Here is a 25954-nt window from a genome sequence, read left to right on the forward strand (position 1 = left end):
GGGAAATCAGGGGATGGGGAATGGGGAACGGTCGGATGACCGCGAGGTGTGGGGTTGTGCAGCTCTTGCTTTTTCCATTCCCGATTCCCTGACGCCGGTTCCCGGCCCTTACCTTCCCAACGCCTGTACCAAACGCACCCGACGGTTGTCGGGCACCTCGTTGTAGGCCAGTACGTGCAGGTTCTGTGCCACATGGCGGGTGAAGCGCGCGAGCCATGGCCGCAGCGGTGGCGCAACCAGCAATACCGCGGGTTCGCCGCTCATTTCCTGGCGTCGCGCGGCATCGGCCACGCTCTGCTGCAGGCGGTCCGCCAGGCCCGGTTCCACCGCGGCTCCGGCCACGCCGCCGCCGCCGGAAAGCGAGCCGAGCAGGATCTGTTCGAGCTCCGGCGCCAGCGTGATCACCGGCACCTCGGTACCCAGCCCGGTGATCTCCTGCACGATCTGCCGGCCCAGCGCGACGCGCACGGCGGCGGTCAGAACGCCGGGATCCTGACTCTGCCCGGCGTGCTCCGCCAAGGATTCGACGATGCTGCGCATGTTGCGGATCGGCACCCGCTCGGCCAGCAAGTTCTGCAGCACCTTGACCACCACGCCCAGCGACAGCCGCTTGGGCACCAGGTCCTCGACCAGCTTCGGCGCGTTGGCGGCGAGCCGGTCCAGCAGTTGCTGCACGTCCTGGTGGCTGAGCAGTTCGTGCGCGTGGCCCTGCAGGATGTGCGACAGATGCGTGGCGATCACCGTGGCCGGGTCGACCACGGTATAGCCGTAGCTTTGCGCCAGCTCGCGCTGGCCGCTCTCGATCCACACCGCCTCCAGCCCGAATGCCGGGTCCTGCGTGGCGATGCCCTGCAAGGTGCCGTGCACCTGGCCCGGATTGATCGCCATCAGGCGGTCGTTGTGCACCTCGGCCTCGCCCATCGGCACGCCCATCAGGGTGATGCGGTAGGTGTTGGGGCCGAGGTCCAAGTTGTCGCGGATATGCACCGCCGGCACCAGGAAACCGAGTTCCTGCGACAGCTTGCGGCGCACCGACTTGATCCGCCCCATCAGCTCGCCGCCCTGGTGGGTGTCGACCAGCGGGATCAGCCGGTAGCCCACTTCCAGGCCCAGCGGATCGACGCTGGCCACGTCCTCCCAGCCCAGCTCCAGCCGCTCGGTCGGTGCGGCCGCCACCGGTGCCTCGGCTACCGACTCGGCCAGCCGCTCGCGCGTCTCGCGCTCGCGCTTGAACAGCAGCCAGGCGATGCCGCCGCAGATGCCGCCCAGCAGCAGGAAGGCCACGTTCGGCATGCCCGGGATCACGCCCATCACGCCCAGCACCACCGCGGCCACCGCCAGCGCGCGCGGCTGGCCGAACACCTGGCCGATCACCTGCTTGCCCATGTCCTGCGATTTGGACACGCGCGTGACGATCACCGCCGCGGCCACCGACAGCAGCAGCGCCGGCACCTGGGCCACCAGGCCATCGCCGATGGTGAGCAAGGTGTAGGTGCGCGCCGCCTCGCTGGCGGACAGGCCGTGCTGCATCACGCCGACGAAGAACCCGCCGACGATGTTGATGAACAGGATCAGGATGCCGGCGGTGGCGTCGCCGCGCACGAACTTCGAGGCGCCGTCCATCGAGCCGTAGAAGTCCGCCTCCTCGCGCACTTCCTGGCGCCGCTCGCGCGCCTGCTCCTGGGTCAGCAGGCCGGCGTTGAGGTCGGCGTCGATCGCCATCTGCTTGCCGGGCATGGCGTCCAGGGTGAACCGCGCGGTCACCTCCGATACGCGGGTGGCGCCCTTGGTGATCACCACGAAGTTGATCACCACGATGATGGCGAACACCACCAGGCCCACGGCGAAATTGCCGCCGATGACGAACTCGCCGAATGCCTCGATCACCTTGCCGGCGGCGCCGGGGCCGTCGTGGCCGTGCAGCAGCACCACGCGGGTGGAGGCGATGTTGAGCGCCAGCCGCAGCAAGGTGGCCATCAGCACCACGGTGGGGAACGCGGCGAACTCCAGCGGCCGCATCACGTAGACCACGGCCAGCAAAATCACCAGCGACAAGGCGATGTTGAAGCTGAACAGGATATCCAGCAAAAACGGCGGCATCGGCAGCATCAGCATGCCCAGCATCGCCAGCACGATCACCGGCGCGCCAACACCCCGTCGCGCGAGGTGTCTGAAATTGCCCAGTACGTCTGCACCCGTCATCGTTTTGACTCGTCACGCATCGCGGTAGGGGCCCATCAGGTCAGGATCGACCTCGGGGTTGGGTGCGGCCGGCGGGCTCTCGCCCTGCGCCGCGGCTTGCTTGAGCTGGTAGACCCAGGCGAGCACCTGGGCCACCGCGACAAACAGCGAAGCGGGGATTTCGCGGCCCAGTTCAGTCGTTGCATACAAGGCGCGTGCCAACGGCGGCGCTTCCACCACCGGGATGCGGTGGCTGGCCGCCACCAGGCGAATCTGCGCGGCCAGCACGTCGACGCCCTTGGCGATCACCCGCGGCGCGCCCATGCGGCCATCGTCGTAGCGCAGCGCCACCGCGAAGTGGGTGGGATTGACCACCAGCACGTCGGCGCGGGGCAGGTCCTCCATCATGCGGCGGCGCGCCTGCGCCTGCTGCACCTGGCGGATGCGCCCCTTCATCTCGGGGTTGCCCTCGCTCTCCTTCATCTCGTCCTTGATCTCCTGCTTGGTCATGCGCAGGTTCTTGGCGTGGTCGAACTTCTGGTACAGCGCATCGATCGCACCGATCAGCGCCAGGATCACGCCGAACCACAACGCGGCACGCCCGAGCAGCCCGATCGACTGCGCGATGCCGGCCGCCACCGAGCCGCGCCCGGTGGCCTGCAGTTCGCCCTGCCAGTGCTGCAGCACCAGCGCCAGCACGCCACCGATGAACAGCAGCTTGAGCAGCGCCTTGCCCAGTTCCACCAGGCCGCGCAGCGCGAAGATCTTGCCCAGCCCCTTGATCGGGTCGAGCCGCTCGAACTTCGGTTGCAGCGCCTCGGTGCTGAAGTTCAGCCCGCCCAGCAGCAGCGGCCCGGCCAGCGCGGCCAGCAAGGTGGCGATGGCCACCGGCGCGAACAGCAGCAGCGCCTCGTGCATCGCCGCGTGCAGCGCACTGCCGGCCAGCGCGTCGGTGAACAACGCATCGCGCGAGTAGCCCAGGCCCAACGCAAAGATGCGCCGCGCATGCTCCAGGCCGCTCTGCCCGCTGCCCATCAGCGCCGCCACGCCGGCCAGCACCACCAGCGCGCCGGACAGGTCGCGCGATCGCGGAACCTCGCCCTTCTCGCGCGATTCGCGAAGTTTCTTTTCTGTCGGTTGTTCGGTTTTTTCCTGGTCGCTGTCGTCGGACATGGCGTCAGCTCCCCATCAATTCGCGCATCAGCGACCAGGCATCACCCTGCAACGCCTGGAACGCGCCGGGCAGGCTGCGCAGCGACAACCACAAGGCGATGAAGCCCAGCGACACGGTGATCGGAAAGCCCACCGCAAACAGGTTCATCGACGGCGCCGCGCGGCTGATCGCGGCAAAGCCGATGTTCACCACCAGCAGCGACGTCATCGCCGGCAAGGCCACCCGCACCGCACCGGCAAACAGCTCCGTGCCGAACGCCACCACCGCGTGCAACGCGTTGGCGCTGACCGCCGGCGTACCCGGCGGCAGGGCATGGAAGCTGTCGGCCAGCAGCGCGATCAACTGCAAATGGCCGTCCATCACCAGGAACAGCAAGGTCACCAGCAACAGGTAGAACTGGCTCAGCACGGTGGACTGCCCGGCACCCGGGCTGACCACCTGGGCAAAACCAAGGCTCATGCTCTGTGCCACCAGCTCGCCGCCGAACGACACCGCCTCGAACACCAGCTTCAGCACGAAACCCACCATCGCACCGATCACCACCTGCCCCGCCAGCGTGGCCACGCCCGCGCCGCTCAATGGATCGATCGTGGTCGGCGCCAGCGGTGCCAGCACCAGCGAGAGCACCACCACCACGCCCACGCGGATGCGCGCCGGGATCACCGTGGAGCTGAACACCGGCGCTACCAGGCACAGCCCGCTGACCCGCCCCAGCGACCAGAACAGGCTGCCCAGCCACGCCGGGAGCTGCGCCAGATCCAGCGCAGTCATCTGATCGCGCCCGGCAGGCTCTCGATCAGCTGCGTGGTGAACTGCACCAGCAGGCGCAGCATCCACGGCCCCGCCACCAGCGCCACCAGCGCCATCGCGATCAGCTTGGGGATGAAGCTGAGCGTCATCTCGTTGATCTGCGTCGCCGCCTGGATCACGCCGATGAGCAGGCCCACCGCCAGCGCGGTGAGCAGCAGCGGCGCGGCCACCAGCATCGCGACATAGAGCGCGTGCTGGCCGAGTTCCATGATGGATTCGGGGGTCATCGGGGCGAGGAGGGAGTGGGGAGGAGTGAGGAGTGAGAGAGGAGCATCGCCCGCGAGCGAGCTCCTGCCACGGCGAAAACGAAAGCAACAGGCGCGACGTTTTTGACCTGGCTGTTCTGAAGAGTGCGGGCCAGGATGGTCCGCTGCTCTACCCGGGGCCCCTGTGCGGCGGTGAGGGGCGGACGACAGGCCGCGCAGCGGGCATCGACATGGATGTCGATGCCTTTTCGCCAGGGCAGGCGACGGCATGGATGCCGGAGTGGAGGCAACGCATGGAGCGGTTGCCCGATGCCCTGTCGAAAAGCCCGGCCGACCCTCACGGACTTGACGGGCAGGATGCCCGGCAAGCGCCAAGTGGGGTGGCCTTTCTCTTTGGTTACTTTCTCTTTGGCCACGCAAAGAGAAAGTGACTCGGCTGCCGCAGGCAGACGAACGCTCTTGCCTTGGAATGCAGCAAACGCATCGCGCACAGGGTGCGCTCCTACAAAGTAGCCAGAGCCCACGGCGGTCGGCGAACACGCGCTCACGTGTAGAAGCTCCCCGCCAGCGTGCCCAGCAGCAGTGTCCAGCCATCCACCAGCACGAACAGCATGATCTTGAATGGCAGCGAGATGATCATCGGAGAGACCATCATCATGCCCATCGACATCAGCACGCTGGCCACCACCAGGTCGATGATGAGGAACGGGATGAACAGCAGGAAGCCCATCTGGAACGCGGTCTTCAGCTCGCTGGTGAGGAACGCCGGCATCGCCACCTTGAACGGCACGTCGGCCTTGCTGGCGTAGGGCTTCTCCTTGGCCAGGCGGGTGAACAGCTGAAGGTCGGCGTCGCGGGTCTGCTCGAGCATGAAATGCTTGAACGGTGCGGAGGCCGCCGGCAGTGCCTGCTCGGCGGTGATCTGGCCGTCCATGTAGGGCTTGATGCCGTCGTCGTAGGCGCGGGTGAGCACGGGCGACATCACGAACAGGGTGAGGAACAGCGCCAGCCCCAGCAGCACCTGGTTGGGCGGCGTGGACTGCGTGCCAAGCGCCTGGCGCAGGAAGCCGAGCACGATGATGATGCGGGTGAACGAGGTCATCATCAGCGCGATCGCCGGCAGCAGCGTCAGCGCCGTCATCAGCGCCAGCATCTGCAGCGACAGCGTCCAGCTCTGGCTGCCGTCGGCGGCCGGTTGCACGTTCACCAGCGGAATGCCCGGCGTGGCCGCCAGGGTGGCCAGCGGCAACAGCAGCAGCGCGCCGCCGATGATCCAGTGCCGCGCGCTCACGAGCGCACCTTCAGTCGCGCCAGCAAATCGCCGAACACGGGTTTGAGCGGCTCGTTCGATGCCGCCGGAACGATGTCGCGCGGCGCCTCGCCGTCGTAGACATGCAGGGTGCGCATGCCACCGGGGCCGGTGCCGATCAACAGCCGCTTGCCGTCCGCGTCCAGCAGCAGCAGGCGCTCGCGCGCGCCCACGGCGAACGATTCCACGCAGCGGATGCGCCGCCCGCCGCCGCCCGGCCGACGCTGCAACCGACGCGTGACCCAACCGGCGACGAGAATCATCGCGATGATCGCCACCAGGCTGACGATCACCCGCAACAGTTCGCCGCCCACGTTGATGTCGGCGGCGGGCAACGCTGCCGGCGCCAGGGCCGCGACAATCCGATTCCCGATTGACTCGCCGCATCGGCGGCTCGCCCTGCGGGCCATCGGCTGCGCCGATGTTCGCTCCGGCATCCTGCCTGCGCGATCCGGTTTCACTGTCCTGAGCCTGTCGAAGGGCGAATTCACGGCGCTGTCACCGCAACTTGCGCACGCGCTCGGCGGGGCTGATCACGTCGGTCAGGCGGATGCCGAACTTCTCGTTGATCACCACCACCTCGCCGTGCGCCACCAGGGTGCCGTTGACGAACACGTCCAGCGGCTCGCCGGCGGCGCGGTCCAGTTCCACCACCGAGCCCTGGTTGAGCTGCAGCAGGTTGCGGATGCTGATGCGGGTGCGACCGACTTCCATCGCGAGGGTCACCGGCACGTCGAGGATCATGTCGAGGTTGACGTCGCCGCCATCGGCCGCGGCCCCGTGCAGGGCATCGAATTGAACGCGCTCGCCGGCATCGGCGAAGGCATCTGCAGACTGGTTCATGAGAGGTTCTTCCGGGTGGAGGGATCGGTGGCTGCCTGTCGCTCGCGACGACCGGCCGGGACATGGAAACGCACGGCGTTGCGGCCGTTGGACTGGCCGTAGCGGCCGCGGAAAACCGGCACGTCCTCGGCATACACGGTGGTCAGCTCGGGCAGCTGCACGGGGATCACGTCGCCGGGGCGCAAGTGCAGGAACTGGCCCAGGCTCAGCTGCGCCTCCAGCAGCAGCGAGCTCACGTCGACCTCGGCGTCGAGCACTTCCTCGCGCAGCATCTCGGCGAAGCGGTCGTCGCCATCCATGCGGTCGCTCTGCACGCCGGCGTCGAGCAGGGTGCGGATCGGTTCGACCATCGCGTAGGGCATGGTCAGGTGGACTTCGCCGCCGCCGCCGTCCAGTTCGACGTGGAAGCGCGACACCACCACCGTCTCGGTGGGACTGACGATGTTGGCGAACTGCGGGTTGATCTCCGAGTTGAGGTACTCGAAGTTGAGCGCCAGCACCGGCGCCCACGCCTCGGCCATCGCGCCGAACAGTTCGGCGAGCATGATCTGGATCACGCGATTCTCGGTCGCAGTGAAGTCGCGGCCCTCGATGCGCGCGTGGAAGCGGCCGTCGCCGCCGAAGAAATTGTCGATCACGGTGAACACCAGGCGCGGCTCGAACACCACCAGCGCGTTGCCGCGCAGCGGCTTGATGCGCACCATGTTCAAGTTGCTGGGCAGCGCCAGGCCGTGCACGTACTCGGCGAACTTCACCATCTTCACGCCCAGCACCGAGACCTCGCAGGTCTTGCGCAGCACGCCGAACAGCGCGGTGCGGAAGAACCGCGCGAAGCGGTCGTTGACCATCTCCAGCGTGGGCAGGCGGCCGCGCACGATGCGGTCCTGCTGGGTAAAGTCGTAGCTGATCACCGCATCCGGCGGCAGCGGTTCGTCGCTGCCGGTGGCCACCGTGCCGCCGGTGACGCCATCCATCAGCGCATCGATTTCGTCCTGGGAAAGCAGGTCGCTCATGGCCGTGGCTCCCGCCTACTGGATCACGAAGCTGGTGAAATACAGCGCGTCGATGCCCGGCCGGCCGAGCCGCTTGCCGACCACCTTGCGCACTTCGGCCAGCGCGTCGGCCTGCAGCTTCTCGCGGCCGGCGGTCTCGCTGACCGTCTCGAACTTCTGGCTGCTGAACAGCGAAACCAGCCCGTCACGCAGGATCGGGTCGACGTCCTTGGCCACCGTGATGGCCTGCTGGTCGTGCGCCATCAGGGTCACGCCCACCTGCAGGTAACGCAGCGCATCGCCATCGCGCAGGGTGACCACGAACGCCGGGTCCATCGCCAGGAAAATCTCCGGCTTGTTCGCCTCCGCCTTCGCCTGCTTGTCCGACCCGGCGCGATGCGATTGCCAGTAGTAGCCGCCGCCGGCCAGCGCGACGAGCAGCACCGCCACGATTCCGATCAGCAAGGGCGAACGCCGGCTCGGTACCAGCTCTTCGTCTTCCACTACCTCGGGTGCTTCGTCGTCGCTCATGGAGAATCTCGTGTGGGGATCGGGGCTGCCGTCGCCGGCTTGCGAGATGGAAAGCAATCCGCGTGCCATCACAAATACATGTTTTTATTCATGCATTTGCGTTGGTTTCAGGCGTGGGCGGCGCTTTCTTGACGCGTGCCGGAGCGGTGGCGCGGCGCCATCCCGACAGCGCGCCCGCGGCGGGCGAATGACGTTCCTGCAAGACGCCATTCCCCACAGGTCGGGTGCCGCCCGCCGGCTCTTCTTCGCGCCGGGACGAGGAAGCGGCGGGCAGTGCCCGCTCCAGGCAGCACGCCTGTTCGCGGATCGGGGTTCAGGCGAAGGCGTCGACGAGCCCGAGCTGGGTCAGCGGGACGGTCTGGCCGGGGCCGGTGACTTCGTCGATGGCGGCGATCTCGTCGCCCTGTCCGCGATGGCCGGCCTGGCCGCCGCGATCGTGCTGGCCCACGTCGGCGTGGCCGAGCGACAAGCCGTGGCGGGCGAGCATCTGGTCGAGCTGGGGCAGAGCCTGCTGCACGGCGGTGACGGCGCCGGGATGCTGGGCCTGCAACACCACGTCGACACGGTTGTGCTGCACGCTGATCTTCAGGTCGAGCGAACCCAGCTCTTCCGGATGCAGGCGGATGCGCGCCTGCTTGACGTCATGGCCGACGAACCAGGCCAGCTGCTGGCCCAGCTCCTGCGCGAAGGCGTGTGCAGGGGCCACCGGCACCGGCGCGGCAGTCGGCGCCACTGTCGCCGCGGTGTGGGTGATGACGGGCGCCGCGCCGGGGGCAGGGTCGAGTCGCACCGTTTCGCGGGTGGCGTCCGGGTCGAGCTTCAGCAGTTCGGCGGCAGGGACGGTGGTGGTCGCGGCCATGACGGCGGGGTCGACGGCAGGCGTGGCGGGCGCGGCGTTTGCTCCGGCCTGGCCGAGCGCGGCAAGCCCGGTCTGTGCGGCGGCCAGCCGTGCCGTCGTGGCGTCGACGATGCCGGCCGCGACGCTGCCGGCAGGTGCGGCGGGATGGACTGGCGCGGGAGCGATCAAGGCGAGCATCGCTTCGACCAGGGCAGCGGCGCCCGTATCGGTGTCGTCGTCCTTGCCACCGGCGGGTTCGACGGTGGCCACGTCGGCAATCGCCTTGGGTGGTGGCGGTGGCGGCGCCGCGACCGGCAGCGTGGGAGCGGTGGCGTCGGCAGCCGGCGGCGGCGTGACAGCGTCGCGCGATGTATCCAGGCGAGCGGCGGCGGACGACAGCTGCGCGTCCGGCCCCTTCGGCGAGGGATCGTCGCGACGGTCGCGCCCCGGGTCCGGGCCGCGCTGCGGGCGCGCATCGTGCGCATCGCGGGCGGGGGAACCGCCCTGCCCGCGCGCGTCCTGCAGGCGCTGGTGGAACGGTGGCGTGCCCGGCGACTCCGGCGTACCCGTGTTCGCGGCCGTCTTCGCGGCGACCGTGGAAGCGGACAACGATCCGACGTGGGTGGCAGTCATGGCATGAAGGCTCCTGGCGGGACAACACGGCCGCGCGGAGACGCAGGCACGTGGCCGAGGCGGGATCGGCGATCGCGACGCATCACGGCCGCCGGTGCTGGAAACGTTCGTCGAGCTCGGCCTGCTCGCGGCGTTCCTCGGCGCGGCGCTCGTTCTCGACGTGATGGGCGACCACGCTGTCCAGCGCGCTCTCGCGGGCGTGGCTGTGGGTCCAGTCCGCGCGCACCAGCTCCAGCTGGCGCTGCTGGCGGGCGACCTCGGCCACCTGCTGGGTGATCGCCTGGTCGATGCGCTGCACGAAGGCCTGCCGGTTGAGCATGGCGCTGACGCTGGAGGCGGCGTCGCCGCCGTTGGCGTATTCGTCGCGATAGCGATGCAGTTCGCTCAGCTGGTGTTCGGCGCGCGCCAGTTGCTGCTGCTGCGCGGCGAAACGGGCCAGCGCATCCTCGCTGCGCTGGCGGGCCTGGTCCACGGCCGGCTGCAATCGTTCGGCGCGGGAACTCATTCATGCACCTGTTCGGCCAGCGCGGCCAGGCGTTCGATGGCCTGGTCGAGGGTGATCGGTTCGTCCACTTCCTGCTGCAGGAACGCACGCAGTTGCGGCCACATCTCGATGGCCTGGTCCACCTGCGGGTCGGAGCCCTTCTGGTAGGCGCCCACCGCGATCAGGTCGCGTTGCTGGCGATAGGCGGAATAGACCTGGCGGAAGCGCTGCGCGCTGCGCATGTGCTCGCGCGTGGCGACCGCCGGCATCACGCGACTGATCGAGGCCTCGATGTCGATGGCCGGGTAATGGCCGGCTTCGGCGAGGTCGCGCGAGAGCACGATATGACCGTCCAGGATCGCGCGCGCCGCATCGGCGATCGGGTCGTGGCGATAGTCGTCGCCCTCGGTGAGCACGGTGTAGAACGCGGTGATCGAACCCTTGCCGTCGGCATCGTTGCCGGCACGCTCGACCAGCGCCGGCATCATCGCGAACACCGACGGCGGATAACCCTTGGTCGCCGGTGGCTCGCCGATCGCCAGCGCGATCTCGCGCTGCGCCTGGGCGTAGCGGGTGAGCGAATCCATCAGCAGCAGCACGCGCTGGCCGCGGTCGCGGAACCACTCGGCGATCGCGGTGGCGTACTGCGCGCCGCGCAGGCGCTTGAGCGGCGGCGCGTCGGCCGGCGCGGCGACGATCACCGCGCGGCGGCGGCCTTCCTCGCCCAGCGTGTGTTCGACGAACTCCTTCACCTCGCGGCCGCGTTCGCCGATCAGCCCCACCACCACCACGTCGGCGTTGGTGTATTTGGTCATCATGCCGAGCAGGGTGGACTTGCCCACGCCGGAGCCGGCGAACAGGCCCAGGCGCTGGCCACGGCCGACGGTAAGCAGCGCATTGATCGCGCGCACGCCGGTGTCCAGCGGGGTGTCGATCGGCTTGCGCGCCATCGGGTTGATCGGCTCGGCCTTGAGCGCAGCCTGCTCGTCCGATTCCAGCGGACCGTGCCCGTCCAGCGGCACGCCGTCGGCGCCGATCACGCGGCCGAGCAGGCCCGCGCCCACCGGCAGGCCGCCGCTGCGCGCGCACGGGCGTACCCGCGCATTCGGCAGCACGCCGTGCATGTCGCCCACCGGCATCAGCAGCAGGCGCTCGTCGGCAAAGCCGACCACCTCGGTATCCAGCGTGGCGCCGTCGGCAGTGTCGACCAGGCAACGCGCGCCGAGCGCGGCCTCGCAACCCTCGGCCTCCAGGGTGAGGCCGACCACCCGGCGCAGGCTGCCCTCGACCACCAGCGTGCGCGCGGTCTCGGCGAGACTGCGCCGCCTTGCCAGCTTCTGCTGCCACGTCTGGCGGCGTGCGGCGATGGCGGATTCAGGCGTCATGGACGGGAACGAGGAGTGAGGAGTGAGTGGTGGGAAGTGAGAGGGGGTTGTCGCCATCGGATGGCGTCGGTGATCCTGCCGTCATCCCGGCGAAATCCGGGACCCAGCGCCTTTCCGGTGCTTCGGAGACGCTGGGTTCCAGCTTTCGCTGGAACGACGAAAGGGAGTTTCCGGCGGGGTGCGGGGGGCGGTGACGGGAGACAGGACTCATGCATCGCCCTCCCCTGCTGCAACAACCTCGTCACCGGCGTCGTCGCCGAGCACGGCATCGACCACCGCGGCCAGGCGGGCATCCACCCGCGCATCCAGCCGCGAGCGCTCGCTTTCCAGGCGGCAGTCGCCGCGTGCCAGGGCGGGATCGGCGAGCAGTTGCCAATGGCTTTCGACCGCGCCGAGGTCATGCAGCAGGGCCAGGTCGTCCGGGTGCACGTGCACGCGCAGCTCGCGCGCGGCGGCGGGCAGCGCGGTCGCAGCCTGGCGCACGGCTTGCACGATCAGCTCGGGGGAGAGTTTCAATTCGCGCACGATGACCCGGCGCGCGATCACCGTGGCCAGCCGCGCCAGTTCCTTCTCGACCTGTTCGTCGAGCGACTGCAGCGGACGGGCGACGGCGTCGCACAGCGCGGCGAGTCGGGCCAGCTGGTCGCGCACCTGTTGCTGGCCGGCAGCCAGCCCTTCGGCGTGGCCGCTGGTGAAACCTTCCGCCCGCGCCTGCTGGTGCAGCGCCTCCAGCTCGCGCACGGTCGGTTGCGGGGCCGGCGGATCGGTCGCGCGGCGATGCGGGTGATCGTTGCCGACCTCGGGCAGTTCCCAGCGCCGGAAGTCCTGTGCCGCGTGGTGGAACACGGCGACCATCAGACGAACTCATCCCCGCCGCCGGCGAGGCTGAGCTGGCCGGCGTCGGACAGCTTGCGGGCGATGCCGAGCACTTCCTTCTGCGCCGCGTCGACTTCGCTCAGGCGCACCGGGCCCTTCACTTCGAGGTCATCGCGCATCATGTCGGCGGCGCGCTTGGACATGTTGGCGAAGATCTTTTCGCGGATCTCCGGCTCGGCGCCCTTCAGCGCGGTGACCAGGGTGGCCGAGGGCACTTCGCGCAGCAGCACCTGCATGCCGCGGTCGTCCAGCTCCACCAGATCCTCGAACACGAACATCAGGTCTTCGATCTTCTCGCCCAGCGTTTCGTCCTGGCTGCGGATGGCCGACATCAGCTCGGCCTCGCGGCTGCCTTCCATCGCGTTGAGGATGTCGGCGGCAGCCTTCAGCCCGCCGACGCTGGCGGACTTGAGTTTCTTGGAGCCGCCGGAGAACTGGCGCTCCATGATTTCGTCCAGCTCGTTCAGCGCATGCGGCTGCACGCCGTCGAGCGTGGCGATGCGCATCACCGCGTCGGAACGCACGCGCGGCGGCAGGTAGCCGATCACCTCGGCGGCCTGGTCCGGTTCCAGGTGCGCCAGCACCAGCGCGATGATCTGCGGGTGCTCCTGGTTGATCATCTCGGCGATGGCGCGGCTTTCCATCCACTTGAGCGATTCCAGGCCCTTGCTGGAACGCCCGAGCAGGATGCGGTCGATCAGGCCGCCGGCCTTGGTCTCGCCCAGCGCGTTGACCAGGATCTTGCGGATGTATTCCTCGGTGCCCACGCCGAGCGAGGTCTGCCGCCCGATGTCCTCGTCTAGCTTGTCCAGCGCCTTGGTCACGTGTTCGCGGCTGACACTGGTCAGCGCGGCCATCGCGGTGCCGATGGTCTGCACGTCGCGGGCGCTGAGGTGCTTGAGCACCTCGGCGGCGTCCTGCTCGCCCAGGGTCAGCAGCAGGATCGCCGCACGCTGGGCACCGGTGATCGGCGCGTCATGTTGGTTAGTTGCCATCTTCGCTTACCCAGTTCCTCACGACCTGCGCCACTTGCCTGGAGTTTTCGCCGACCAGGCGGCGAGCCTGGCCGATGCGTTGTTCGTACTCGAGCGCGGGCGTGGCACCGGCAAGCCGCGCCGGTTGGCCATCGGCCTCCGGCTCATCGGCCACGCGTACCGAAATCTGCGGCCTCGGCGCGGGCAGCGCCTTGGCATTGGACGTGCCGCGCGTCACGCCGCGCAGCAGCGGGCGCAGCAGGCCGAACGCCACCAGCAAGGCGATCAGCACGCCGATGCCCTGCTTGATCAGATCCATCGCGCCGGGGCGCTCCCACAGCGGCGGCTCGGGCAGCGCCTCGGGCGCCACCGGTCGCTGGAACGGCTGGTTCACCACGCTCACGCTGTCGCCGCGCGCGGCGTCGAAGCCCACCGCGTTCTTGGTCAGTTCGGTCAGCCGCTCCAGCTCCTGCGCGGTGAACGGCACGCCGGCGGGAGCCGCACCGGCGGCGCTGCCGGCGGTGGCCGGCCCCTTGTCGGCGAGCTTGTTGTCCAGCACCACGGCCACGGTGAGCCGGGCCAGTCGCCCCGCCGGGTCGCTGATGTGGCTGATGGTGCGATCGAGTTCGAAGTTGCGCGTGGCGCTGCTGGACACGTCGCCGCTGGCCACCGTGGCGCTGGATGCGGCGGCGGACGGGTTCGCCTTGCCGGCATCGGGGTTGGCCGCGGTGGGCTGCGCCACCAGACTGGGCGGCTGGTTGCTCAGTGCGCCGGGGATGCCGCCGCCCGCGGCACCGCCGCCGCGCCGCTCGCTGCTGGTCTGCTCGCTGCGCAGCGCCGGGTGATCGTGGCCGTAGGTTTCGGTGGCCTTTTCCGACTGGCTGAAATCGAGATCCGCATACACCTGCGCGCGCACGCGGCCGGGGCCGACCAGCGGGGTGAGCAACTCCTCGATGCGCTGCGCGTAGGTGTTCTCGATGCGCGTGGCCATGCGCAGGCGATCGTCGCCGACGGCGGCCGGGCTGCTCGGATCGGTGGTCAGCAACTGGCCCTGCTGATCGACCACCGACACCTCCCGCGCGTCGAGCCCGGGCACGCTGGAGGCGACCAGGTGCACGATCGCGGCGACCTGGCCGGCATCGAGCTGGCGGCCGGGATAGAGCGTGACCAGCACCGAGGCGCTGGCTTCGCGGTTGTCGCGGATGAACGCCGACGGCTTGGCCATCGCCAGGTGCACGCGCGCGGCGCGCACCGACTGCAGGCCGCCGATGGTGGCGCTGAGATCGCTCTCCAGCATCTGCTGGTAGCGGGTGCGTTCGGCCAGGTCGCTCATGCCGAACGGCGAATCGGACGCCGGCATCACGCTGCTGGTGGCGCTGCCGCGCGGCAGGCCCTTGCTGGCCAGCTTCAGGCGCAGGCCGGCCAGGTCGGCGGCCGGTGCCATGATCGAGGAGCCGTCCGCACTCAACTGGAACGGCGTGTTGCCCGCCTGCAGCTCCTGCGCCACCGCGGCGGCGTCCTTCTGGTCGAGCCCGGCATACAGCAGGCCGTAGTTCGGCCCGCGCGACCACAGCACCACCGCCACGCCCAGCGCCACCGCCGCAGCGATCGCCACCAGCAGCAGCATCTGGCGCGCGGCCGGGCTGCGGGCGATCTGCTTGAAGGGGTCCGGTCGCGCCGCGTCGTTGTCGCGGGCTGCGATGGCGTTGTCGGCCATGGTGTTGCTCGTGTGGGGTAAGCGGGGTCAGCGAGGCGCCGGGATCAGACCGGCATGTTCATGATTTCCTTGTACGCATCGACCATCTTGTTGCGCACCTCGACCATCGTGCGCAGCGAGAGATCGGCCTTCTGCACCGCGATCATGGTGCGGCCCAGGTCCGCGCCCGGATCGCCGCGCTCGAAACTGGCGGCCATGCGACCGGCCTCCATCTGGCTGCGCCCCACCGCTGACACCGACTCCTTCAACACCGACGAAAAGTCCGGCTGTCCCGCCACCGGCACGACCTTGGCCACTGCCGCCGGCGCGCGCACCTGCGCCGTCATCTGGCGCATCTGTGAAAGCAGGTTGTTGACGTCGATCGTGCTCATCGCGGTGCGTCCTCATGACGTATTCCCGACGCGTGGCGGGTTTCTTGGGGGTGGTTGCAGGAGGCGTGCCAGTTGGTGCCGGGAATCGGGAATGGAGAATGGGGAGTCGACAAAGCGGAACGCAGCGGCCTTTGCACTTGCGATTCCCCGTTCCCCATTCGCGATTCCCGGCCGCCCTAGGCGGCCAGGCTGCTCTGCAGCCCGTACTTGCGCAGTTTTTCGACCAGGGTGGTGCGTTGCATGTGAAGCAGGCGGGCGGCGTGGGCGACGACGCCGCCAGTGGCGTCCAGTGCCTGGCGGATCAGGCCGACTTCGATGTCGGCCAGGTGATCCTTCAGGTCGAGGCCTTCTTCCGGCAGCAGGCGTTCGGATTCGCTGGCCGGTTGCAGCGCAATGCCGGCGATCGCGTGCTCTTCGCTCATCATCGCCAGCGCCGTGGCGCCGTGTTCGTCGCCGGCCAGCGAGGCGCCGCGGTATTTCGCCGGCAGGTCGCTGCTGCGCACTTCGCCGTGCGGGAACAGGATCGCCATGCGCTCGACCAGGTTGGACAGCTCGCGCACGTTGCCCGGCCAGGCGTAGGCACGCAGCGACTGCATCGCGCCGGTGCTGAAGCGCACCACGCCCAGGCCCCGGCGCGCGCCGCGCAGGTTGAACTCGGCGATCAGGGTGGTCAGGTCGTCCAGCCGCTCGCGCAGGGAGGGCAGCTCCAGCGGGAACACGCTGAGGCGGTAATAGAGATCCTCGCGGAAACGATCCTCGGCGATCGCCTGCTCCAGGTTGCGATGGGTGGCGGCGATGATCCGCACGTCGCAGTGCAGCGTCTTGTTGCCGCCGACGCGCTCGTAGGCGCGCTCCTGCAGCACGCGCAGCAACTTCACCTGCATCGGCAGGCTCATGTCGCCGATCTCGTCGAGGAACAGGGTGCCGCCCTCGGCCATCTCGAAGCGGCCCTTGCGCGCACTGATCGCGCCGGTGAAGGCGCCCTTCTCGTGGCCGAACAGCTCGCTTTCCAGCAGCTCGGGCGGGATCGCGCCGCAGTTGATCGCCACGAACGGCTTGCCGCGGCGCGGGGAATGTTCATGGATCGCGCGGGCGACCATCTCCTTGCCGGTGCCCGATTCGCCCAGCACCAGCACGTTGGAGTCGAACGGCGCCACCTGGCGGATCAGCCCGTTGACCCGCACCATCGGCGCGGAGTCGCCGACGAAGCGCAGCCCGCCGGAACGCCCGCCGAGCAGACGCGCATAGACATTGCGCAGCGCCTCGGTGAGCTTCTCGTAGCTGAGCGGGAAAGCCAGCGTGGCGGTGCGGCCGGCGAACGGGGATTTCGCCGCGCCCAGCCGCTGCGCCCAGGGCGAATCCTCGGCCAGCAACACCGGAATGTGCGCGGCGCTGGCGCCGAGCAGCGCGAACTGCCGCTCGGCTTCGGCCGTATCGTCGATGCCGCCGACGTAGACCGCGCGCCAGTCAGGGGTGGACTCGCTGGTGTCGGTGCACTGCGCGCCGTGCTGGGGGTGGTAGCCCAGGAAGTGGAGCGCCGACATCACGGCATTGACTCGCGCCGCATCGGATTCAATCACCAGGAAATCGAATTGCTGCATCTCTACTCTCCGTCTTGCATCGTTGGCGTACCCAACTTCCGGCATGGCCATTTTTTGTCACCGTCGGCAAGTCGTCGCCGGGCTGATGGACCGGTTGCAACAAGGAGGCCAGTTTCTGGCGCACGGGGCGCCGACAAAATGACGCAGATCGGCCACCCGCTCCGTGAAAATTTCCAGAGCCGGTTCGAGCTGTCGCATGTAAACGTTTGATGCCGCACGTTTGTGCCGGCATTCGTCTGCGATCGTGCGGGGTCGGCGGAGCTCGGCGGGGCGCGAAAACGCTGACGGCGCGTGAGGGTTTTCCTGCACGCGAGTTCTCAATAGTGTGAACTGGGTCTCGCGACGCCGACGGCGCATCCGCGCCCGCGGCGGCGGGGGTCGGCGAACTCAACCCGGAAGCTGGCGCGCTTCTGCCACTTTGCGTCGGTGATGACGAAAAACGAGGCGCTCAATTGCGTCACTTTGCGCGTCGCTCAGCGAGGTGAAAGCGACGAAGGTTCGACCATCGTCGAATTGCTTTTCGCGCAGCGCCGGCAACTCCAGCGGAAGGCTGCGGCAATGCTCGAAACGCAGGCCCAGCAGCACTGCGTCGCCCGGCAACGCGACGTCCGCAGCGAGCACCGCGCCACGTGCGTTGAAGCGCACCAGGCGCTGTGCCGGCAGCGTGCCGGGCGGCACCAGCAGGCGGTTGACGATGTCCACCAGCGCGGTGAGCTTGGCATCCATGCGGCGCATTTCCTGCACCAGCGGATTGTCGTCGTCGGGCGTCTCGACACGGCGTTCTTCCAGCGCCGCGATCGCCGCCAGCGCATTGCCGTTGCGCTCGGCCAGCGCCAGCGCCAGCGCCTGCGGCATCGGCCAGGCCAGCGGCTCGATCGCCACGTGCAGCAGTTCCTCGACGCTGACCCGCTGCTCGAACTCGTTCCAGCTGGCGTTGTTCATCGTGCGGCTCCCGGATATCGGCTGTCGGCCTTGGCGGCAAGGCCTGCATGGCGCGGGCCATCTGCCGTGCATGATGACATCGCCGGGCGATTCAGGCCTGCGCGTAGGCCGCGATGGCCTGGGCCCGGTCACGCTCGCGCTGCCACTGGTGGGCGAGCGCATCGCGTGCCGTCACCAGCAGGGCCTGCAGTTGGCGATCGCAGGCGAGGATCTGGCCGAGCTGGGCGTGGGTGGCCGCGTCGGGGTGGTGCTGGCGATGCACCAGCGGGGCGCGCGCTTCTTCCAGCTGCAGCAGTTGCTGCCAATCTTCCGCGCGCGCGGCGGCGAGCATCGCGCGGGTAATCACCAACGCGCTGGTCAACGCCGAGTTGTCCTCGAAAGTTGACGGCGACATGGTTCAGGCGCCTGCCACGCGACCGACGGGGGCGGTTGCCGGCGACGGGCCGATCTGCACCCAGCTGTCGCGCACCTGCTGCAACAGCCGGCTGACCTCGTCGATGATGCCGGCGTCGTCGCGCAGGTTGGCCTGCAGCAGGCGCCGGCTCATGTATTCGTAGAGCGAATCGAGGCGGTCGACCAGGGTCGGGTCGGCCTTGCGGTCGAGCGCATCGCGCAAGCCGCCGAGGATCTCGATGCAGCGGCTGATGGTTTCGCCCTTGGGCCCCGTCTCGCCGCGCATCATGTGCGCGCGGGCCTTGACCAGGCGCTCCAGTGCGCCATCCATCAACAACGTGATCAGGCCGTGCTTGTCGGCCGACTCCACGCCGCCGTGCGAACGAACCTGTTGGTAGGCGCCTGCGCCGTAACCGAATCCCATGATCGTCTCCTGCCCTTACTTCTTGTTGATGTTGTTCAACGCGTCGAACTGCTGCTGCAGGTAGCTGCTGGTGCTGTTGAGCTTGCTCATCAGCGTGTCCAGCGCGGTGAACTGCGCCTGGTAGCGCGCGGTGAGGTCGGCCATGCGGCTGTCCAGCGTGGCTTGCTGGTCCTTCAACGCGCTCAGCTGCTGGCTGATGCTGCTGGTGCGGCCGGCCAGCGTGCCGTTCGGACCGACCCACTGGTCGAGCTGGCCGTTCAACTGTGCGGCCAGGCCGGTATCGCCGCCGAACAGCTGGCTGGCGAGCTTGCCGCCGTCGCTCATCGCCTGGGTCAGCTTGCCGTTGTCCAGCTTCAGCGTGCCGTCCACCTGCAGCGAGATGCCCAGCGCGGCCAGCGAGGTGCCGTTGGCCACGCCGCCCACCAGCCGCGAGAGCGTGCTGTTGATGCCGTTGATGGTGGCGTCGCCGATCATGGCGCCGGCCGTGCCACTGGTAGCGTCGTACTTGGTGAGGTTCTGGTAGATCCCCACGAAACTGTTGTAGGTATTGACCAGGTTGCTCAGCGCGCTGCTGCCCTTGCTGGGGTCGTTGGCCACGGTCAGCGTGGTCTGGCCCGAAGCGACCAGGTTGAGGGTCAGGCCGTCGATGGCGCCGCTGACGCTGTTGCCGGCGCCGTGGCCGGCTACGCCGTCGATGCTGTACTGGGCATCCTGTGCGGCGGTGATGACGGTCAGCGCGTTGCCGCTGCCGGCGGCCGCGTCGTAGTCGAGTGCGGCCAGGCCGCCGTCGCCGCCGCTGCTGCTCACCACGAAACCGTTGGCCGCGCCGGTGCGGGTACCGCTGAGCACCAGGTGCGCGCCGTCGGTGCCGGTGACGATGGTGGCGCTGATGCCGGGGTTGTCGCTGGCCTTGTTGATGGCGTCGCGAACCTGGGCCAGCGAGTTGTTGCTGTCGGTGAGGTCCAGGCTCATCGACTGGCCATCCACCGCGAGGGTGAGCGTGCCGGTGCCCACCTTGGCGCTGCTGTCGGCGAACGCGCCGGAGGAGGCCTTGAGTGCGGTGGCCAGCTGGGTGACGTCGATCTTGTAGCTGCCGCTGACCGGGGAGCCGGAGGCCGTGGCACCGAGGACGTCGGTGTCGGCGGAGGTCACCGTGCGCGCGTTGAAGGCGCTGCCGTCGGTGATCGAGGCCATGGCCGATTGCAGCGCGGAGAGCGCGGCGCCGACCTGGCCCAGGCCGGACAACTGGGTGTTGGCCAGGGCGGCCTGGTTGGTGATCTGGTTCTGCTGCGGCGCCTTCTTGGCGGCCACCAGCTTGTCCACCAACGTGGCGACATCCAGGCCGGAACCCACGCCCATGGAGGTCAGCAAACCCGTGGTGGGTGTGGTCGAACCTACCGTGATAGCCATGGACGTCGATTCCTGTAATGAGGGAAACGGCCGCGGGCTGTCCGCGGCCGTTTCGGGTCAAGCAGTTACTGCAGGAGCTTCAACACGCTCTGCGTGGTGGCATTGGCCTGCGCCAGCACCGAGACGCCGGCCTGTTGCAGGATGTTGGCGCTGGACATGTTCGCGGTCTCCGCGGCGAAGTCGGCATCCTGGATCTGGCTGCGCGACGCGCTCAGGTTCTGCGAAATGGTCTGCAGGTTGGCGATGGTGGAGGTGAAGCGGTTCTGCACCGCGCCCAGGTCGCTGCGCATGGAGCTGATGGTGCCCAGCGCCGAGTCGATGCGGCTGATGGTGTCGTTGGCACCGGCCACCGACTTCACGTTGGCACTGGCCAGGTCGCCGCCAATGGCGTTCGTGGCGCTGAACCCGAGGACGCCGGTACCCTTGGCGCCGCCGACCGTGAGCGCTTCCTGCGAGGCCAGGTGCAGGACACCCGTCGTGGCATCGGCGTAGGCCGAAACACCGGCGATGCCCTTGGCGTTGATCGCGGCCGCCAGCGAAGCGGCGTCGTTGAACGTGCCGCTGAACGTCGTCACGGCACCCGAGCCCGCTTGCAGCGAGAAGTCGCTGCCGTCGGCGGCCAGCACCAGCGGGGTTGCGTCGCCGACGGCCACGCCGGTGACACCGGCGGTGACGGCGCCAACGGCCGCATTGGTGCCGGCAGTCACGGTCATTGCATCGGTGGTGGCCGTGTTCTGGGTGATCACCAGACCACCGGCAGAATCGGTGACCGTGTACTTGCCCGCCGCGTTGGAGTCTGCGTCCAACTGGCCCTGCACATCGGCGGCCATGGTCGCATAGGTGCCGCTGGCGTTGGCAGCTACGTTGACGGACACGCCCGCAAAGGTGAAGTCCGTGGCCGCCGTGGCTGAAGCAACGGTCACCGCAGCCGTACCGACAACGGCCGTCGTGGCCGAAGTGGCGACGAACACGCCCGTGGCGCTCGTGGCCGAGGCGATCTTGCCCACCTGCGACGCGCCCGCGCCCTGGCTCAGGTTGACCGAAATGGTCTCGCCGACGTTGGCACCGATCTGGAACGCGGCCGAACCGAAGCTGCCGTCCAGCACGTGGCGGCCGTTGAAGGTGGTCTGCTGCGAGATACGGGTGATCTCGGCGAGGCGCTGCTGCACTTCGGCGTCGAGCGCGGCGCGGTCGGAGTCGGAGTTGGTGGCGTTGGCGGACTGCACGGCCAGCGTGCGGATGCGCTGCATGTTGTTGGTCACCTCGTTCAGCGCCGACTCGGTGGTCTGCGCCAGCGAGATGCCGTCGTTGGCATTGCTGACGGCCTGGTTCAGGCCGTTGATCTGGGTGGTGAAACGGGTCGAGATGGCGAGGCCGGCGGCATCGTCCTTCGCGCTGTTGATGCGCATGCCCGAGGACAGGCGCTCGATCGCGGTGGCAAGTTTGCTCTGCGAGGCAGCCAGATTTTTCTGGGCATTCAGCGAGCTGATGTTGGTGTTGACGCTCATGACCATGGGAATTCTCCGAATCGAGTTGGTATGCCGACATTGGTCGGCTCAGACAATCCGGCGGGGATTCACCATTGAATGCATCCGCCTTGTGTGCTGTTTCGACCCGTCACACCAAAACTTGAGCCTTGTCAACGCAAATAATCGAAAAGTTTTGAGCCCTGGATCTTGGTGAACGTCTGCTGCGCGGCTTGCAGCGCGGTGGTCTGTGCACCGAGCTGGCTGATCGCGTCGTAGTAGTTCAGATCCTGCACGTCGGAGAGCGACGTCTTGTACTGCAAGGTGAGGTCGTCATTGAGCGCGCCCTGCTGATCCAGCGCGTTCATGCGCGCGCCGACCAGGCCGCGCGTGCGCGTGATGGAGTCGAGCGCCTGGTCGAGATTGGCGAACTCGGTATTGAGCGCGTTCTGCATGGGCGCGTCGCCGCCGTTGGGCGTGCGCAGCGTCTTGATGATGTTGTCCAGCGTGGTGAACACGTCCTGCTTGCCCGAGGCGCCGAGCGCGAAGCTGTCGCCGGCATCAGGCGTACCGCTGAAAGCGACCTGCGCACCGCGGAAGCTGACGCTGCCGCCCTTGGCCGGGTCGTAGCTGCCGCTGTCGAGCACGGCGCCGCCGGCATCGAGCACTTCGTACGCGTCGGCGGCGGTGAACACGATGCTGTAGGCACCGCCGTCCCATGCCGACGGACTGGCCGACGGATCGCTGACGCTGCTGGCGCCGGCCACCATCGAGCCGGTGTTGGCCGCCGCGGCGCTCACCGCGAAGGTGCCGTTGCCGGTGGGGATGTCCATGAACACCGCGCTGCCCGCGTCGCCGGTGGCCACCTGCAGGCCGGGACCGGCCGCGACCATGCGCTGGCCGTCATCGCCGAGGTAGCTGACCGAGTCGCCCGAGACGAACGGCTGCGTGCCGGTGCGGTTGCCGGCGAAGATGTATTCGCCCTGGCCGTCGGTGCTGTTGGCCTGGCCCAGCATCTGCCCGCGCAGTTGCGACAGTTCGGCGGCGATGTCGCCACGGCTGCCGTCGGTCTGGCTGCCGTTGGCCGCCTGCAGCAGCAGAGTGCGCACGCGCTGCAGCACGTTGCCGGTGTTGGACAGGGTCTGGTCTTCCAGGCCCAGCCGCGCGTTGGCCGAGGTGATGTTGCGCTGGTATTGCGCCGAGTCGGCGATCAGGTGCGACATGTCCAGCGCGCGCGCCGCGCCGACCGGATCGTCGGACGGCTGGTTGATCCGCTTGCCGGTGCTGAGCTGCGTGTTGAGATCGGACAGGTCGCTCTGCCGGTTCATCATGCTGCCGACGGACTGCTGCTGGATCCAGCTGGTGGAGACGCGCATGGTTAACTCCGCACCGCGCCGAGCAGCGCGTTGAAAATGCTGTTGGCCGTGCTGATGACCTGGGCCGAGGCCTGGTACGCCTGCTGGTAACGCACCAGGTTGGCGGCCTCCTCGTCCAGGTTCACGCCGGAGACGCTCTGCTGCGCGCCCATCGCCTGGTTGTAGACCGCGGTCTGCGTGGTCAGCTCGTCCTTGGCCAGCGCGCCGGCGCTGCCGACCTGACCGACCAGCTGGCTGTAGGCGCGACCGGTGCTGGTGACGCCGCCGTCGAGCACGCCGAGATTGGCGACCTTGCCCAGCATCAGCGCGTTGGCGTTGTCGCCCTGCGCGTTGCTGTTGGCCTTGAGGCTGAAGCTGTCGCCGGCCTGCGGCGCGCCATCGAGCTGCATGCTCCAGCCGTTGTGCACGATCGGCTGGCCGGCGGTGAAGGTCTGCGCCGGGCCGCCGTCGATGCTGTAGCTGGTGGCCGAGCTGAACACGATCGAGGAGGCGTTGAACAGCGCCGGGTCGCTGCCGTCGGCGATGCTGGCGCGTGCCGTGGCGGAGCCGGTGTTGCCGGCGCCGGCGGCGACCACGAACGGCGCGGCGGCGGCGATCCGGTCGGGCTGATCGACGGTCACGGCGAAGCTGGCCGCGGCATCGCGGCTGGGCTGCACGCGGAAGCTGTCACCCGCGCTGGCGCCGCCACCGACCACCAGGCTGAGGCCCGCGGCGGTGAACGGGTCCGCACTGGTGCCGCTGCCGCCGAGCGCCACGGCATTGCCGCTGGTATCGCGCATGCTCCAGGCCGTGCCGTCGAAACTCAGCACGTATTCCTTGGCGGGCAGGGCCCCGATGTCGGTGATGCTGGCGGCGACCGTGCCGCTGCCGGTGTTGGTCGAGGCGCCCTGCACCGTCGGCCCGGCGGCGGCGAAGAACTGGCCGCCGACGTCGCCGTGCAGATCCACGCCCTGCGCATGCTGCGCGTTGAACGCGCTGGCCATCGCCTGCGCCGCGCGGCCGAGCTGGATCTGCGCCGGGTCCAGCACATTGCTGCGGAAATCCAGCAGCGCGCCCAGCGCACCGCCGCCGATGCGCCCGCTGATCACGTTGCCGCTGCCGGCGCCCACCACTTCCACGCGGGTGGCGTCGTAGACGTTGGCGGCCGTACCCAGCGCATGCGCCTCGGTGCCGGTGACCAGCGCCTGGCCGTTGCCGGCGAACACGCTGATGGTGTTGTCGTTCTGCGGCACCACGCTGATGCCCACCTCGCCGGCCAGTTTCTTGACCAACGCATCGCGCTGGTCGAGCAGGTCGGCCGGAGGCATGCCTTCGGTGGAGGAGAACGAGCGGATCTTCTCGTTGAACTTGGCGATCGACTGCGTGTCGACATTGATCGCGTCGACGGTGTCGCCGATCTGCTGCTGGATCTGCCCGGACAGCTGGCTGAACTGCCCCGACAACGCACGGAACGTGGTCGCCAGGCCGCCGGCACGGGCCAGCAACACCTGGCGCGAGGCGGCATCCGACGGCGCATTGGCCATGTCCTGCACCGCGCCGTAGAAACCGTCCAGCGACGTCTGCAAGTTGCTGCTGCCGGCCAGCTGGTTGTTGAGCTGGGCGGTCAGGCCCGCCATCGTGCTGGCACGACCCTGGCCCGAGCTGGCCGACCACAGCGAGGCGTTGAGGAATTCGCTGTAGGCACGCTGCACCGCCACCGTATTGACGCCGGTGCCGACGTAGTAGCCCGCCTGGCCCTCGGGCAGGCGCGCGCCGAACGACACCACCTGGCGGCTGTAGCCGTCGGTGTTCACGTTGGCCACGTTGTGGCTGACCGTGCTGAGCCCGATCTGCGAGGCGAGCAGCCCGGACACGCCGGTCGAAAGCATGTCAGCCATGGAACATCCTCGACGCATGGCACACCGCCCGGATCGCGCGGTGCGTGGAAACGTTAACGGCCGGAGGAGGGATCACTTGAATGCCTCCGGCTGCTGCAGCGCCGCCAGCGCCTCGCGCATCTGCGCGCTGTTGGCGATCGCCGTGATCTTGGCCACGTATGCAGGGTCCGTCGCATACCCGCCATGCACCAACCCGCGCGCGAACGCGGCGATGTTCTCGCCCTGCCCCAGCGCCTGCTGGTAACGCGGGCTGTCGGCAATCAACTGCGCGTAGTCGGCGAACGAATCGGCCGGCGAATCGTAGGCGCGGAACGCGTCGCGCCGGCGCACCGCCACGCCGTTCTCGTACTCCAGCGTGGGCACGCTGACCTTGTCGCCATCCCAGCTGCTGCCGGCCTTGATGCCGAACAGGTTGAAACTGCTGCTGCCGTCGCTGCCCTTGGGCAGGTGCTTGCCCCAGCCGGTTTCCAGCGCGGCCTGCGCCAGCAGCGCGCGCACGGAAACGCCCAGCTTCTTCGCCGCCTCGGCGGCATGCGGCGCCAGGGCGCGCACGAAGTTCACCGGGTCGCCGCCGGGAAGCCAGTGGGCGGCGGTGTCGGCCACGTCCATCGCGCCGCGGGTCATGCGGTCGACCACGTGCTGCCACGGTGAGTCGTTGTCGGCGGTCGACGGCATGCCGATCGCGCTGGCTGCGTCGTCGCCGGCAACGGGCTCGTTGCCCAGCTGCAGCAACGCGCGCACGTGCGCGTTGCGCACATCGGCGACCGGCACCGCAAAAGGCTGCCGGGGCGCCGCGGCCGCAGCCGCCTCGCCCTTGCCGCCAAGCTGGCGCACCAGCATCTTCGCGATGCCCAGGCCGTTCTTGCCGTTGGCCAGGCTCAGCGAGAGCTGCTGGTCGAACAACTGGCGATAGGAGTCGACCTGCTCGCTGCCGGCGAGGTCGCTGCCCATGCCGGCGTTCGCCTCGCGCATGGACTTGAGCATCATCTGGGTGAAGATCGCCTCGAACTGCTTCGCCACCGCCGGCAGCGCGCTCTTGCCGCCGTCGCTGCGCGCCTGCGCACGCAGTTGCTGGAAGCCGGACAGTTCGGTCCAGGTGTCCAGCGCGGGGGAAGCGGGATTCAGCGGCGTCATGGCATCA

25 protein-coding genes are annotated in these 25954 nt (G+C 68.7%); all 25 read right to left on the reverse strand.

Annotation, left to right across the window (positions count from 1 at the left end; translation table 11 throughout):
• Positions 1-108 precede the first annotated feature (108 nt).
• A complete protein-coding gene (gene flhA, locus ACFCQI_RS02535) occupies positions 109-2202 on the reverse strand; it encodes a flagellar biosynthesis protein FlhA (protein WP_395119807.1) in 2094 nt (697 codons plus the stop codon).
• A gap of 12 nt (positions 2203-2214) precedes the next feature.
• Positions 2215-3354, reverse strand: coding sequence for a flagellar biosynthesis protein FlhB (gene flhB / locus ACFCQI_RS02540; RefSeq protein WP_395119808.1), 1140 nt, complete (start codon positions 3352-3354; stop codon positions 2215-2217).
• Positions 3355-3358: 4 nt separating this feature from the next.
• Positions 3359-4126, reverse strand: coding sequence for a flagellar biosynthetic protein FliR (gene fliR / locus ACFCQI_RS02545; protein ID WP_395119809.1), 768 nt, complete (start codon positions 4124-4126; stop codon positions 3359-3361).
• The gene (gene fliQ / locus ACFCQI_RS02550; RefSeq protein ID WP_395119810.1) at positions 4123-4392 is read right to left on the reverse strand and encodes a flagellar biosynthesis protein FliQ; all 270 of its coding nucleotides are present in this window, start codon (positions 4390-4392) and stop codon (positions 4123-4125) included. The genes fliR and fliQ overlap by 4 nt, the downstream gene beginning before the upstream one ends.
• 523 nt (positions 4393-4915) lie before the next feature.
• Positions 4916-5644, reverse strand: a complete 729-nt coding sequence (fliP, locus tag ACFCQI_RS02555; RefSeq protein ID WP_395121227.1) for a flagellar type III secretion system pore protein FliP — start codon at positions 5642-5644, stop codon at positions 4916-4918.
• 14 nt (positions 5645-5658) lie between these two features.
• Positions 5659-6015, reverse strand: a complete 357-nt coding sequence (locus tag ACFCQI_RS02560; protein ID WP_395119811.1) for a FliO/MopB family protein — start codon at positions 6013-6015, stop codon at positions 5659-5661.
• Between the two features lie 163 nt (positions 6016-6178).
• Entirely contained in the window at positions 6179-6523 is a 345-nt protein-coding gene (gene fliN, locus ACFCQI_RS02565) for a flagellar motor switch protein FliN (RefSeq protein ID WP_395119812.1), read from the reverse strand.
• Entirely contained in the window at positions 6520-7536 is a 1017-nt protein-coding gene (fliM, locus tag ACFCQI_RS02570; RefSeq protein ID WP_395119813.1) for a flagellar motor switch protein FliM, read from the reverse strand. The genes fliN and fliM overlap by 4 nt, the downstream gene beginning before the upstream one ends.
• 15 nt (positions 7537-7551) lie before the next feature.
• Positions 7552-8046: a flagellar basal body-associated protein FliL gene (gene fliL / locus ACFCQI_RS02575; protein WP_395119814.1), complete on the reverse strand. Its 495-nt coding sequence runs from the start codon at positions 8044-8046 to the stop codon at positions 7552-7554.
• A gap of 313 nt (positions 8047-8359) precedes the next feature.
• Positions 8360-9517, reverse strand: a complete 1158-nt coding sequence (locus tag ACFCQI_RS02580; protein ID WP_395119815.1) for a flagellar hook-length control protein FliK — start codon at positions 9515-9517, stop codon at positions 8360-8362.
• A gap of 82 nt (positions 9518-9599) precedes the next feature.
• Positions 9600-10022: a flagellar export protein FliJ gene (fliJ, locus tag ACFCQI_RS02585; RefSeq protein ID WP_395119816.1), complete on the reverse strand. Its 423-nt coding sequence runs from the start codon at positions 10020-10022 to the stop codon at positions 9600-9602.
• Complete coding sequence (fliI, locus tag ACFCQI_RS02590; RefSeq protein WP_395119817.1) at positions 10019-11386, reverse strand: flagellar protein export ATPase FliI; 1368 nt, start codon at positions 11384-11386, stop codon at positions 10019-10021. Before fliI ends, fliJ begins: the two co-directional genes overlap by 4 nt.
• Positions 11387-11593: 207 nt before the next feature.
• Entirely contained in the window at positions 11594-12241 is a 648-nt protein-coding gene (locus ACFCQI_RS02595; protein WP_395119818.1) for a flagellar assembly protein FliH, read from the reverse strand.
• A complete protein-coding gene (fliG, locus tag ACFCQI_RS02600) occupies positions 12241-13230 on the reverse strand; it encodes a flagellar motor switch protein FliG (protein ID WP_395121229.1) in 990 nt (329 codons plus the stop codon). Before fliG ends, ACFCQI_RS02595 begins: the two co-directional genes overlap by 1 nt.
• Positions 13231-13246: 16 nt before the next feature.
• A complete protein-coding gene (fliF, locus tag ACFCQI_RS02605; protein ID WP_395119819.1) occupies positions 13247-14953 on the reverse strand; it encodes a flagellar basal-body MS-ring/collar protein FliF in 1707 nt (568 codons plus the stop codon).
• Positions 14954-14997: 44 nt separating this feature from the next.
• On the reverse strand, positions 14998-15324 hold the full coding sequence (fliE, locus tag ACFCQI_RS02610) for a flagellar hook-basal body complex protein FliE (protein ID WP_395119820.1): 327 nt from the start codon (positions 15322-15324) through the stop codon (positions 14998-15000).
• Between the two features lie 176 nt (positions 15325-15500).
• Entirely contained in the window at positions 15501-16925 is a 1425-nt protein-coding gene (locus tag ACFCQI_RS02615; protein ID WP_395119821.1) for a sigma-54 dependent transcriptional regulator, read from the reverse strand.
• A gap of 387 nt (positions 16926-17312) precedes the next feature.
• Complete coding sequence (locus tag ACFCQI_RS02620) at positions 17313-17867, reverse strand: PilZ domain-containing protein (RefSeq protein ID WP_395119822.1); 555 nt, start codon at positions 17865-17867, stop codon at positions 17313-17315.
• Between the two features lie 91 nt (positions 17868-17958).
• A complete protein-coding gene (locus ACFCQI_RS02625; RefSeq protein WP_395119823.1) occupies positions 17959-18261 on the reverse strand; it encodes a flagellar protein FliT in 303 nt (100 codons plus the stop codon).
• A 3-nt stretch (positions 18262-18264) separates the two neighbouring features.
• On the reverse strand, positions 18265-18684 hold the full coding sequence (fliS, locus tag ACFCQI_RS02630; RefSeq protein ID WP_395119824.1) for a flagellar export chaperone FliS: 420 nt from the start codon (positions 18682-18684) through the stop codon (positions 18265-18267).
• Between the two features lie 15 nt (positions 18685-18699).
• Complete coding sequence (gene fliD, locus ACFCQI_RS02635; protein ID WP_395119825.1) at positions 18700-20094, reverse strand: flagellar filament capping protein FliD; 1395 nt, start codon at positions 20092-20094, stop codon at positions 18700-18702.
• Positions 20095-20159: 65 nt separating this feature from the next.
• The gene (locus ACFCQI_RS02640; RefSeq protein ID WP_395119826.1) at positions 20160-21608 is read right to left on the reverse strand and encodes a flagellin; all 1449 of its coding nucleotides are present in this window, start codon (positions 21606-21608) and stop codon (positions 20160-20162) included.
• A 125-nt stretch (positions 21609-21733) separates the two neighbouring features.
• On the reverse strand, positions 21734-22936 hold the full coding sequence (flgL, locus tag ACFCQI_RS02645) for a flagellar hook-associated protein FlgL (protein ID WP_395119827.1): 1203 nt from the start codon (positions 22934-22936) through the stop codon (positions 21734-21736).
• A gap of 2 nt (positions 22937-22938) precedes the next feature.
• On the reverse strand, positions 22939-24813 hold the full coding sequence (flgK, locus tag ACFCQI_RS02650; protein ID WP_395119828.1) for a flagellar hook-associated protein FlgK: 1875 nt from the start codon (positions 24811-24813) through the stop codon (positions 22939-22941).
• Between the two features lie 72 nt (positions 24814-24885).
• Positions 24886-25947 carry a flagellar assembly peptidoglycan hydrolase FlgJ gene (gene flgJ / locus ACFCQI_RS02655; protein WP_395119829.1) on the reverse strand — a complete coding sequence of 354 codons (1062 nt, stop codon included), beginning with the start codon at positions 25945-25947 and terminating at the stop codon, positions 24886-24888.
• Between the last annotated feature and the right edge of the window lie 7 nt (positions 25948-25954).

The organism is Rhodanobacter sp. FW102-FHT14D06 (assembly GCF_043950705.1).
Taxonomy (GTDB): domain Bacteria; phylum Pseudomonadota; class Gammaproteobacteria; order Xanthomonadales; family Rhodanobacteraceae; genus Rhodanobacter.

Excerpts from the sequence above, each read along its gene's own strand:
- flhA (WP_395119807.1), bottom strand. The coding sequence starts at position 2,202 with ATGACGGGTGCAGACGTACTGGGCAATTTCAGACACCTCGCGCGACGG.
- flhB (WP_395119808.1), bottom strand. The coding sequence starts at position 3,354 with ATGTCCGACGACAGCGACCAGGAAAAAACCGAACAACCGACAGAAAAG.
- fliR (WP_395119809.1), bottom strand. The coding sequence starts at position 4,126 with ATGACTGCGCTGGATCTGGCGCAGCTCCCGGCGTGGCTGGGCAGCCTG.
- fliQ (WP_395119810.1), bottom strand. The coding sequence starts at position 4,392 with ATGACCCCCGAATCCATCATGGAACTCGGCCAGCACGCGCTCTATGTC.
- fliN (WP_395119812.1), bottom strand. The coding sequence starts at position 6,523 with ATGAACCAGTCTGCAGATGCCTTCGCCGATGCCGGCGAGCGCGTTCAA.
- fliM (WP_395119813.1), bottom strand. The coding sequence starts at position 7,536 with ATGAGCGACCTGCTTTCCCAGGACGAAATCGATGCGCTGATGGATGGC.
- fliL (WP_395119814.1), bottom strand. The coding sequence starts at position 8,046 with ATGAGCGACGACGAAGCACCCGAGGTAGTGGAAGACGAAGAGCTGGTA.
- ACFCQI_RS02580 (WP_395119815.1), bottom strand. The coding sequence starts at position 9,517 with ATGACTGCCACCCACGTCGGATCGTTGTCCGCTTCCACGGTCGCCGCG.
- fliJ (WP_395119816.1), bottom strand. The coding sequence starts at position 10,022 with ATGAGTTCCCGCGCCGAACGATTGCAGCCGGCCGTGGACCAGGCCCGC.
- fliI (WP_395119817.1), bottom strand. The coding sequence starts at position 11,386 with ATGACGCCTGAATCCGCCATCGCCGCACGCCGCCAGACGTGGCAGCAG.
- ACFCQI_RS02595 (WP_395119818.1), bottom strand. The coding sequence starts at position 12,241 with ATGGTCGCCGTGTTCCACCACGCGGCACAGGACTTCCGGCGCTGGGAA.
- fliF (WP_395119819.1), bottom strand. The coding sequence starts at position 14,953 with ATGGCCGACAACGCCATCGCAGCCCGCGACAACGACGCGGCGCGACCG.
- fliE (WP_395119820.1), bottom strand. The coding sequence starts at position 15,324 with ATGAGCACGATCGACGTCAACAACCTGCTTTCACAGATGCGCCAGATG.
- ACFCQI_RS02615 (WP_395119821.1), bottom strand. The coding sequence starts at position 16,925 with ATGCAGCAATTCGATTTCCTGGTGATTGAATCCGATGCGGCGCGAGTC.
- ACFCQI_RS02620 (WP_395119822.1), bottom strand. The coding sequence starts at position 17,867 with ATGAACAACGCCAGCTGGAACGAGTTCGAGCAGCGGGTCAGCGTCGAG.
- ACFCQI_RS02625 (WP_395119823.1), bottom strand. The coding sequence starts at position 18,261 with ATGTCGCCGTCAACTTTCGAGGACAACTCGGCGTTGACCAGCGCGTTG.
- fliS (WP_395119824.1), bottom strand. The coding sequence starts at position 18,684 with ATGGGATTCGGTTACGGCGCAGGCGCCTACCAACAGGTTCGTTCGCAC.
- fliD (WP_395119825.1), bottom strand. The coding sequence starts at position 20,094 with ATGGCTATCACGGTAGGTTCGACCACACCCACCACGGGTTTGCTGACC.
- ACFCQI_RS02640 (WP_395119826.1), bottom strand. The coding sequence starts at position 21,608 with ATGGTCATGAGCGTCAACACCAACATCAGCTCGCTGAATGCCCAGAAA.
- flgL (WP_395119827.1), bottom strand. The coding sequence starts at position 22,936 with ATGCGCGTCTCCACCAGCTGGATCCAGCAGCAGTCCGTCGGCAGCATG.
- flgK (WP_395119828.1), bottom strand. The coding sequence starts at position 24,813 with ATGGCTGACATGCTTTCGACCGGCGTGTCCGGGCTGCTCGCCTCGCAG.
- flgJ (WP_395119829.1), bottom strand. The coding sequence starts at position 25,947 with ATGACGCCGCTGAATCCCGCTTCCCCCGCGCTGGACACCTGGACCGAA.